At 68.9% G+C, this 7,857-nt stretch carries 7 protein-coding genes; 5 read left to right on the forward strand and 2 right to left on the reverse strand.

Annotated features, from left to right (window positions below; genetic code table 11):
* Positions 1–433: 433 nt before the first annotated feature.
* The 3 genes from WYO_RS29250 to WYO_RS01405 all read left to right on the forward strand — a co-directional run bounded on the left by WYO_RS29250 (position 434) and on the right by WYO_RS01405 (position 2,982).
* Complete coding sequence (locus tag WYO_RS29250) at positions 434–730, forward strand: hypothetical protein (RefSeq protein ID WP_007558144.1); 297 nt, start codon at positions 434–436, stop codon at positions 728–730.
* A 105-nt stretch (positions 731–835) separates the two neighbouring features.
* A complete protein-coding gene (locus WYO_RS01400; protein WP_007558146.1) occupies positions 836–2,092 on the forward strand; it encodes a hypothetical protein in 1,257 nt (418 codons plus the stop codon).
* A gap of 92 nt (positions 2,093–2,184) precedes the next feature.
* Positions 2,185–2,982 (forward strand): MetQ/NlpA family ABC transporter substrate-binding protein, encoded by a 798-nt coding sequence (locus tag WYO_RS01405; protein ID WP_128754904.1) that lies wholly within the window; start codon positions 2,185–2,187, stop codon positions 2,980–2,982.
* Positions 2,983–3,260: 278 nt separating this feature from the next.
* On the opposite strand, the gene WYO_RS32070 is transcribed toward WYO_RS01405, so the two are convergent.
* On the reverse strand, positions 3,261–3,461 hold the full coding sequence (locus tag WYO_RS32070) for a hypothetical protein (protein ID WP_244424024.1): 201 nt from the start codon (positions 3,459–3,461) through the stop codon (positions 3,261–3,263).
* Here WYO_RS32070 and WYO_RS01410 point away from each other — a divergent pair.
* Entirely contained in the window at positions 3,388–4,992 is a 1,605-nt protein-coding gene (locus WYO_RS01410; RefSeq protein WP_244424022.1) for a methyl-accepting chemotaxis protein, read from the forward strand. The two genes, WYO_RS32070 and WYO_RS01410, sit on opposite strands and share 74 nt — an antisense overlap.
* Positions 4,993–5,317: 325 nt before the next feature.
* Positions 5,318–6,190, forward strand: a complete 873-nt coding sequence (locus WYO_RS01415; protein WP_047170710.1) for a substrate-binding domain-containing protein — start codon at positions 5,318–5,320, stop codon at positions 6,188–6,190.
* Positions 6,191–6,259: 69 nt separating this feature from the next.
* Here the strand turns inward: WYO_RS01415 and WYO_RS01420 are convergent, their stop codons facing one another.
* Positions 6,260–7,741: an aldehyde dehydrogenase gene (locus WYO_RS01420; protein ID WP_007558156.1), complete on the reverse strand. Its 1,482-nt coding sequence runs from the start codon at positions 7,739–7,741 to the stop codon at positions 6,260–6,262.
* Between the last annotated feature and the right edge of the window lie 116 nt (positions 7,742–7,857).

Genomic DNA, 7,857 nt, shown 5'->3' on the forward strand with positions numbered 1-7,857 from the left:
CCGCTCCGGGCGGCCATTCCGAGGCGCAGCGGCGGCAAGCGCGCCTCCGCTCCACGGTCCAGGGGTAGCGGCCGGGTTTCTCGCTGATCTCGATGTCCTGGTGCGTACTTCAGGGCACGATCCGGTTCGCTCAGCACGCGCCGCCGGGGACCGGCGTCATAAGCCCTGTCGGCCTGCAGCGTGTCGTGACCAATCCCTGCTCCCGACCTCCGCTTGAGCGACGATACCGGACTGCATGCAGGCGGAAGTTTGGAAGCACATTTCCGCCCCCACATACTAATCTTCTCCCGTCCCGGAAGCGGACGATAAACCCGCCGGATGGAGAGTCGCGTGAGTATCGACGGACGGAAAACCCTGGCTGCACAGTCGTCTCAGGCGCGGTGTTGTCGGTTCGAGAGACCGACACGCAACCTGATTTTGGAGACGACTGACGATGCGCACGCACGGCACCCTGAATTCCACAACGTTCCGTAACAACACGGCCCCACGGGGGCTCTTCGCCTTCGAATTTGCGGATCAGCCCGCCCGGCCCGGCGATCTGCCGCCCTATCACGCGCATGGGCGCGCTGCCCTGGCGAATGCCCTCGACGAAGGGCTGATGGCCGACGAGGTCGCCCAGATCCTCGATGGCCGAGAGATCGTCGACGCGTTTCCGGTCTGGCGCGGCGAGACGCCGTCCGCTTACGCGGCGCGAGCGGTCGCCGAGATGTTCGTCGCCTACCTGCAATAGGCTCTGCCGGCTCCCCGCCTTCGAACGCCTGACAGCGCAGCGACCGCTGCGGAACATCCCCGCGACCGGTCCCACGCGCGACGACCCGGGCTGGAGTATTTCGCCATGAAGACGATGCTGACGTCCGGGTGGGCTCACCCGGCGAAGGCGGCCCTGCGCGTCGCCTTGATGGGCGCCGCCTGTTTCGCTGCGATCGCGCCGCTGGAAGACGGGGTGGTGTCCGCCGCCGTGCCGGCGCGTGCCGTCCAAGCCGAACGGCTCGGTGACGGATCGCCCGAAGTGGCAGCGCACGTGGCGCTCGGCCCGGGGGGCCGGGATATCCGGTTGGCCGGCGACCTGATCGAGGGCGTCGCGGCGCGGGTGGCGGCGCTGCTGGCCGCGAATCCGGGCGTGGAGCGCATCCATCTGACCAGCGATGGCGGCCTGGTCGATGAGGCTGTGGCGCTCGGAGCGCTGGTCGCGGAACGGCGGCTCGCGACCTACGTGCCCGATGCCTGCGCCTCGGCCTGCACCCTCGTGTTCGTCCGCGGCCGGGCGCGCTACCTGGCGACGGGGGCGCAACTCGGGTTTCACGCCCCCTACGAGCTGGGACCGGATGGCCGGATCGAGACGGTCGACCCCGCCGCCGAGCGCGCGGCGTATCTCGCGGCGGGCCTGGCCTCGGATTTCGTGGCCCGGACCCTGTCGGTGGCGCCCGCGGATATCTGGACCCCCGAGCCGTCCCGGCTTCGCGAGGCGGGCGTCGTGACCGAGATGGTCGGGAGCGACCGGTTCCCCGACTCGACCCTCGACGCCGATCCCAGTCCGCAAGCGGCCCGGGCGGAGGTGCTCCGCAATCTCCCGATCCTGTCCGGTCTGGATCCCGGGGCGGTCGATGCGATCGCCACCTGGTATCGCGAGGGGTATCTGGCCGGTCGGACGGAGGCGCAGGCCCTTGCTGGTCTGCGCGAGCGGGCATCGGCGGCGCTGCGACAGCGGTTGCGCGCTGTCGATGACGCCAGCATCCGTGCCCTCGGGCGCCTCGTCCTAGCGGATAAGGCTGAAGCGGAAACCTGTCATGCCCTGGCGCAGGGCGACCTCGTCGCGCTCGACGAGGCCCTCAGGCGCGTTCGGGCCGGCGCCCCCGGCCTGGCGTCGCTCCTCGCGCGGCGTTCGTCCGACATGCTGGTCATGAGCCCTGGCGATGATACACCGAGACGCGCCGCGTCGCTGGTTCATCACGCGGCGCGACCCGCCTGCGCGAAGCCGATCGCGGCGCTTCGCCGTGCCCTCGCGCAATCACGGCCCGGCGCGGCAGGGTCCCTGCGGGCGATCCTGCTGGGCGATCCGCCGACGACCATCGCCAGCGCCGCCCTTCCTTGATGGCCGCCGCAGCCGATCGTTCGTGAGCGGCGCGGCCCTCGCAGGCCGATCGGCCCACCCCTCCCCGTCTCACGCAGGCCCGCGAGATGCCGATGCCTTCACCGACCCGCCGCACCGTCCTCGCCGGGGCTCTGGTCCTGACGGCGCGCGGCGCCCGAGCGGCCGCCCCCTTGCGGGTGGTCGCGTCCTCGGTGCCGCATTCGGAGATCCTCGAATTCGTGACGCGGACGCTCGCGCCGGGCTTTCCGCTGAAGCTCATCGAGACCAGCGGGGATATCCGCCCGAACGCCCTCCTGCGGGACGGGGATGCCGACGCGAATTTCTTCCAGCACGCGCCATTTCTGCACGCGGAGGAGGCCCAGCTCGGCGTGACCTTCGCCGTGGTGGCTGCGGTGCATATCGAACCCCTGGGGATCTATTCCCGACGCGTGACGACGCTCGCCGCGGTGCCGCAGGGGGCGAGCGTTGCCCTCCCGAACAACGTCACGAATTTCAGCCGCGGCCTGAAGCTCCTGCAGGAGAGCGGGCTGATCCGGCTCCGCCCCGGTGGCGACGGGGCCTTCGCGACCGCACGGGATGTCGCCGAGAATCCGAAGAGCCTCCGCTTCGTCGAAGTCGCCGCGGCGCAGCTCCCGCGTTCCCTCGACGACGTCAGCCTGGCCGTCATCAACGGCAATTACGCCCTCGAAACCGGGCTCGTCCCGGCTCGTGACGCGCTCGCCCTGGAGCGCGCCGAGGGCAATCCCTACGCGAATGTCCTGGTGACCACGCAAGCCCTGGCGAAGGACGAGCGGATCCTGCGTCTCGCCGCCCTGCTGACTTCCGCCGAGGTGGCCCGGTTCATGCGCGACCGGTATCGCGGCTCGGTGATCCCCGTTCGGACCACCTGATCCGGTGCCAGCAACCCGAGATGAATGTCCAGGCCTGAGCCGCGTCGGGGACGGGACTTGGCCCCGTCGAGCCGTATTGACGGACGACAGTCTATTGGCGTCATCGACGGAAGTCGATGTTCTGTGTCGGATGGGACTTCGCATGCTCTGACGGCCTGTATATTTTAGTCGATACAGACAGCAAGATCTCAAATCGCCCGAGGATTGCATCTCGAGAGCATCAAATGCGTAGCGTTAAGTTATTGATTTGTTTGCGAGAGTATGATAGGAAAATAATATCAGTATTCTTGGACATGGCATATGGACGCCGCTTCTTCACAGCCGCGAAAAACCTCGTCTTTAAATCTGCGTTCCATCATCATCGGATCTTCGGTCGCGCTGTTTGTTGTATCGGCGGCAATAGGATTGTTTTCTGTTTTTCGCATCGGCATGATGAACGAGGTCAGCCGAACGATCGCCGGGGAGATCAAGGCCGTCACGATCCTCGGGCGGATGAAGGAACTGAGCCAGGAATTGCGGGCCCTGGACGTGCTGGCACACAACGCGCACTCCGACGATGAGCGCCGCCGCTATCTCGCCGATGCCGTCCGAGCCCAGGAGGCCTTCTCCGCCGCCTGGAGTGCCTATGCGCCGACCGTCGCCGGAACCGATGAGCAGCAACTGGCGCACCGGCTGCGCGAGGCCTGGCAGCACTTTCTGGCGGTGGAGGCCGAGGCGACCGCTCTGGATCGGGCCGGCGAGCGGGAACTGGCCGATACGGTGTTCGCCGTGCCGTTCCAGACCGACGCCGTCGCCTTCACCCAGGCGGTGGATACGGTCCTGGTCCACCGGCAGGCGCGAGCCTTCGAGCAGACGGCGGCCGCCGATGCCGTCGGCGCCTCCTCGCGGCTGGCGGTGATCGCGGCCTTGGCCATCGCGGCCATTCTCACGCTGGGGATCAGCTGGTTCATCGTTCGCCGGGTGGCCGCGCCGATCGCGATGATCACGCGGGTGATGGCGCGTCTCGCCGAGAACGACCTTGCCGTAGCGATCCCCGGGGGCGAGCGGGGCGACGAGATCGGCGCCATCGCCGGGGCGGTGCAGGTGTTCAAGGAGAACATGCTGCATGCCAAATCCCTGGAAGAGGAGGCGGCCCGGGTTCGCCAGGAGGCGGAGCAGCAGCGCAAGGTCGTCCTGCGCGACATGGCCGAGCGCTTCGAGGAGACCGTCGGCGGGATCGTCGGCACCGTCGCCTCGGCCGTGACGCAGCTCCAGGGAACGGCGCACCAGATGAGCGAGGTCGCCGGTCAGACGGCGACCCAGTCGACGACGGTCGCGGCGGCGGCCGAGCAGGCCGAGTCGAATGTGCGGATGATCGCCGCCGCCGCCGACGAACTCGGCGCCTCGGTCCAGGAGGTCGGGCGACAGGCCGAACGCTCCGCCGCGATGGCCAATGGCGCCGCCGCGGAAGCCGCACAGACCATCGCGTTCGTGCAGGTGCTCAGCGGCGCGGCGGACCGGATCGGTGACGTCGTCCGGCTGATCGCGAAGATCGCGGCGCAGACTAACCTGCTCGCCCTCAATGCCGCCATCGAGGCCGCGCGGGCGGGCGATGCCGGCCGTGGCTTCGCGGTGGTGGCCGCCGAGGTCAAGCAGCTGGCGGGCGAGGCGAAGCGCGCGACCGACGACATCGCCAGCCATGTCTCGGTGATCAAGGCATCCACGTCCGACGCCGTCGCGGCGATCGAGGGAATCGCGGCCCGGGTGCAGGACATGAGCGGCGCCGCCGCCTCGATCGCCGCGGCCGTGGAGGAACAGGGCGCTGCCACCCAGGAGATCGTCCTCAACATCTCGCAGGCCGCCAACGGCACCGGCGAGGTGACGGCCAACATCACAACGGTCGCCGGAACGGCGGAGCATACCGGCGCGGCCGCGGACCGGATGCTCACCTCGGCCAGCGCCCTGTCGCGCGACGCCGAGCGGCTGGGCGACGAGGTCCAGCGCTTCCTCAGCAGCATCCGGGCGGCCTGATGCGGCGCGCGCGCGATGCGGGAACAGGCAACCGACCCGCTCCGACATCGCCCCCGACGCGGACCGTTCCGACGTTCGGCGCCGGTAAACCCAGCTCAGACGTGTTGATCCTGCGCGTATCTCCGGACCGGACCGGTCGCCGAGGCCGCGCGCAGTCCAAGGATGTGCAAGCGCCATGATCCGAACGCTCCGCATGCGGGCCCTGGCCCCAACGCTCGCCCGGGCGCTCCGCTCGCGCATCGATCTCCGCGGCCTCTGTCGGGCTTCCGTTGGGGTCAGGGGGCGGAAGCCTGCGGTGTGGGCCGTGGTGCTCGCGAGCCTCACAATGCCGGCTTCGGCGACCACGATCGGCGTCACGATGATCGAGCCGAGCGGGTTCACCGCATTGCTCCGCGACGGCATCGAGACTTACGCCAAGACGAAACCCGACCTTTCGGTGACCTTCGCCTATGCCCCGCAGGGAGCGGGCGAGCGGCAGGTCGAGCAGGTCCGGAGTTTCATCGCCGCGAAGGTCGACGCCCTGTTGGTCCTGCCGGTCGATACGGCCTCGAACGCGACGATCACGCGGCTCGCGCAGGAAGCCGACATCCCCCTCGTCTACGCCAATATGGCCCCCCGCGAGGATTGGTTTGCCGGCCGTGTCGCGTTCGTCCTGTCCAACGATCTCGTCGCCGGCCGGCTGCAGATGCGGAAGCTCGCGCAGATGCTGGACGGCAAGGGCCGCGTCGCGATCATCAAGGGCCCCCCGACGCATTCGGGAACCGCCCTGCGCGCGCAGGGCGCCAAGGAAGTGGCTGCCGAGTTCCCGGGACTGCGCATCGTCGAAGAGGGGGCGGCAGATTGGGATCGTCGGATGGCCGCGACGCTCGTCGCCGGATGGCTGGCGAAGGGCAGCGCGCTCGACGCGATCGTCGCCATCAACGACGAGATGGCCATCGGGGCCGCCGACGCGATCGAGGCTGCCGGGATCCCGCCCGATCGGATCCTGATCGGCGGGATCGATGCGACCCCCGACGGCCTGGCGGCGATGCAGCGCAAGCGCATGGCCGTGACCGTCTATCAGGATGCCGGCCTGCAGGCCCGCCGGGCGGTGGATGACGCCCTCAAGCTGATCCGGCGGGAGCCGGTGCAGCAATACGACTGGGTGTCGTTCGAACTCGTCACCGACCGGATGTCAACCACGCATTTCTCGAAATAGGCGCTTCCCCGGCGCAGGGGCCAAAAACCGCTGCGCCGAGACTGCTGCCGCCGAAGCGGCTTGAGAGCCCTACCGCATCACGAACGGGTTCTCGGGTGTGTCGCGGCTGGTGGAGATCCAGACGCTCTTGGTCTCCAGATACTCGCGGATCGACTCGATGCCGCTCTCGCGGCCGATGCCGGACCGCTTCATGCCGCCGAACGGCATCATGTAGCTGACGGCTCGGTAGGTGTTCACCCAGACCGTGCCGGCGCGCAGGCCCTTCGACATGCGCAGAGCCCGGCCGATATCCTGGGTCCAGACGCCGGCCGCGAGCCCGTAGATCACGTCGTTGCCGAGCTTGAGCGCCTCGGCCTCGTCCTCGAACCCGATGATCGACAGGACCGGGCCGAACACCTCCTCCTGCGCGATGCGCATGTCGTTGGTGACCCCGGTGAAGATCGTCGGCTCGACGAACTGACCGCCGATCACGCCGGGACCGGAGGCGGGATTGCCGCCGAGCACGCAGCGCGCGCCCTCGCTCTTGGCGAGCGCGATGTAGTCCAGCACCTTGGTGTATTGCGGCGGCGTGGTGATCGGGCCGATATTGGTGTCCGCCTGCATCGGGTCACCGAGCTTGGCCGTGCGGGCCAGCTCGATCAACCGGGCGACGAATTCCTCGCGGATGCTGTTCTGCACGAGCAGGCGGGACCCGGCGATGCAGGTCTGCCCGGTCGCCGCGAAGATGCCCGAGATCGCGCCCGCGGCGGCCGCCTTCAGGTCGGCATCGGCGAACACGATGTTGGGCGACTTGCCGCCGAGCTCGAGCGACACGCGCTTGATCTGACGGGCGGCCGCCTCGTAGACCTTCGCGCCGGTGACATCCGAGCCCGTGAAAGTGATCTTTGCGACGTCCGGGTGCTCGACGATGGCGCTGCCCGCCTCGCCGCCGTAGCCGGTGACGACGTTGAACATCCCGTCCGGGAGCCCGGCTTCCTTGGTCAGGCGGGCGAATTCCAGGGTGCTGGCGGAGGCGAATTCCGACGGCTTGACCACCACGGCACAGCCGGCCGCGAGCGCGGGGGCGCATTTCCAGGCCACGAACAGCAGCGGCGAGTTCCAGGCGGTAAGTGCCCCGACCACGCCCACCGGCTCGTGCCGGGTGAACGCGAAGGTCTCCGGCTTGTCGATCGGCACCTGGGCGCCCTCGACCTTGTCGGCGAGACCGGCATAGTACCACCACCATTCCGGCTGGTAGCGGGTCTGGCCGTACATCTCGGCGAACAACTTGCCGTTGTCGCGGACCTCGACTTCTGCGAGGGCCTTCGCCTCGCGTTCCACGAGGTCGCCGATCCGGCGCAGGACCTTGCCTCGGGCCGAAGCGGTCATGGTGGCCCAGGGGCCGTCCCACATGGCGCGCTTGGCGGCGGCGACCGCCTTGTCGACATCGGCCTTGGAGGCGCGCGGAATCCGGGCCCAGGGCTCGCCCCGGTAGGGGTCGACGGACTCGAACCACGAACCCTCGACCGGATCGACGTCCTGGCCGTCGATGTAGAGCTGATAGGTTTTCACGGCGCGCCTCTCTCGCGAATGACGCGCGCGGTATGAGCCGAAATCCGGCCGGTGACGAGACCGGCCGGCGCAGGGCCGCTCAGGCGTTGGCGCTCAGGCGCTTGATGTCGGCGTCG

Origin of the sequence: Methylobacterium sp. GXF4 (genome assembly GCF_000272495.1) — a bacterium.
GTDB classification, from domain to species: domain Bacteria; phylum Pseudomonadota; class Alphaproteobacteria; order Rhizobiales; family Beijerinckiaceae; genus Methylobacterium; species Methylobacterium brachiatum.

Coding starts and splice junctions, on each gene's coding strand:
- WYO_RS29250 (WP_007558144.1), top strand. CDS start 434: ATGCGCACGCACGGCACCCTGAATTCCACAACGTTCCGTAACAACACG.
- WYO_RS01400 (WP_007558146.1), top strand. CDS start 836: ATGAAGACGATGCTGACGTCCGGGTGGGCTCACCCGGCGAAGGCGGCC.
- WYO_RS01405 (WP_128754904.1), top strand. CDS start 2,185: ATGCCTTCACCGACCCGCCGCACCGTCCTCGCCGGGGCTCTGGTCCTG.
- WYO_RS01415 (WP_047170710.1), top strand. CDS start 5,318: ATGCCGGCTTCGGCGACCACGATCGGCGTCACGATGATCGAGCCGAGC.